Below are 1,564 nucleotides of genomic sequence, written 5' to 3'. Positions count from 1 at the left end.
GTTCGGACGAAACACGGTAGGTGCAGGGGCGGCGGGGAGAGGGGGAACGATGTCTAAATCACAATATATCATTGACTTAGGCAATATCCAAGAAGAATCTGCAGAAACCCAAGAGGCTTTTTAGACTGGACTCAGAGTTTTCTCGTGCCTCCCACCGGCATCAGCGCGTGACCTCCGTTCAAGAAACTGGATGGGCACACAGGGGAGTGGTTTCGCGATGGAGCATCACTCTGTTAACTCTGCTAACTCTGTGTGAAACCTGATCTTGTGATCTTTCCTCCAGCTCGGAGCCCGACCGGCACAAAGAACGCGGCGCCCCGCAACCGCGAGGCGCCGCCCGTTCATCTATCCGTACTTTCGTACCCTCGTACCCCGTACCTTCGTACCCCGCCCTACTCCGTCTCGCCGTTCTCGCGCTTGGGCGTCTCGGCGTCGCCGGTGTCGCGGCGGCGCTTGGGCTGCTCGCCCTGGCCGCCGCCGCGGGCCGTGGTGGCCACGCTGGTGGGCGGGACCAGGCGGCGGTTGGGCGCGTCCCACTGGCCGTTGGTGCCGGGGCGGCCCGCGCGCCACCGCTCACCCAGCGTGGGCTCCGCATCGAACGGATGGCCGTACTTCTTGTCGAGGTAGAAGTTGGCGACCTTGGCCGCCAGCGGCGCCGCGGCGTCGCCGTGCAGGCCGTGCTCCACGATCACTGCCACCACGATCTCCGGGCTGCTCCCCGGGCGCCCCGCAAAGCCCACGAACCAGCCGTGGTCGTCGCCCTGCGAGTTCTGCGCGGTACCCGTTTTTCCGTACAGCTTGTAGCGCGCAAGGCTGCTCTGCAGCGCGGTGCCGTCCTGCTCCGTCACCAGCCGCAGCCCCTCCCACAGCGCCTCCAGCCCCTTGGCGTCCAGCCCCAGGTCAATCCCCACCTGCTCCTTTTCGGCGCTGTCGCGGGCCACCAGGCGCGGCGGTGGCGCGGTGCCGTTGCCGGCGATGGCGCTGTACACGTACGCCATGCGCAGCGGCGTCTGGTCGTTGGGGCCCTGCCCGATGGCGACGCTCATCACGTCCGACGGCACGGCGGGCGTGCCGAAATACTCCTTGTACCAGTCCACGCTGCGGGGGAACCGGCCCGGAAGCTCGCCGGGCAGGTCCAGCCCCGTCTTTTGCGTAAAGCCCAGCCGCACCCCGGCGCGCGTGAGCTCCGCCAGCCCGATGCGGATGCCCAGCTGATAGAAGTAGACGTTGCACGAATTCTCGATCGCCTGGGCCAGGTCCACCGACCCGTGGCCGGCGCGGTACCAGCACCGCGAGTAGCGGCCCGCGTACGCCATGCCGCCCGTGCAGGAGATCGGCATGCGGGTGTTCATGAGCCAGGATGCCAAGGAGGGCCCGCGGGCCTTCATGGAGAAGCGCACGCCGGAGTTCACCGGGACGTGAGCCGCGCGCCCTTAGGGTGTGCCCGTGACCGGCTCCGGGTTCGCCATCGCGTTCGTCCTCTTCCTGATCGCCTTCGTCGGGATCGCCTACCTCGCCTGGCTCCAGGCCAAGAAGCGGCGCGAGGCGATGGCGGCGTACGCCG

The 1,564-nt window shown here is 67.5% G+C and carries 1 protein-coding gene and 1 pseudogene; one reads left to right on the top strand and one right to left on the bottom strand.

All coding sequences use genetic code 11. The features are described from left to right. Positions 1-392: 392 nt before the first annotated feature. Positions 393-1,316, bottom strand: coding sequence for a penicillin-binding transpeptidase domain-containing protein (locus ACOJUJ_RS05745; RefSeq protein WP_420125895.1), 924 nt, complete (start codon positions 1,314-1,316; stop codon positions 393-395). Between the two features lie 13 nt (positions 1,317-1,329). Here ACOJUJ_RS05745 and ACOJUJ_RS05740 point away from each other — a divergent pair. Next, positions 1,330-1,422: pseudogene (locus ACOJUJ_RS05740) on the top strand (crotonase/enoyl-CoA hydratase family protein); the annotation flags it as partial. Positions 1,423-1,564 lie beyond the last annotated feature (142 nt).

Origin of the sequence: Longimicrobium sp. (genome assembly GCF_048594345.1) — a bacterium.
Classification (GTDB): domain Bacteria; phylum Gemmatimonadota; class Gemmatimonadetes; order Longimicrobiales; family Longimicrobiaceae; genus Longimicrobium.
The sequence above is the reverse complement of the archived record's forward strand: the minus strand, read 5'-3'. Positions and strand labels throughout refer to the sequence as shown.

Bases quoted from the DNA above. Each gene is read 5' to 3' on its own strand.
- ACOJUJ_RS05745 (WP_420125895.1), bottom strand. From the start codon at position 1,316: ATGGCGTACGCGGGCCGCTACTCGCGGTGCTGGTACCGCGCCGGCCAC.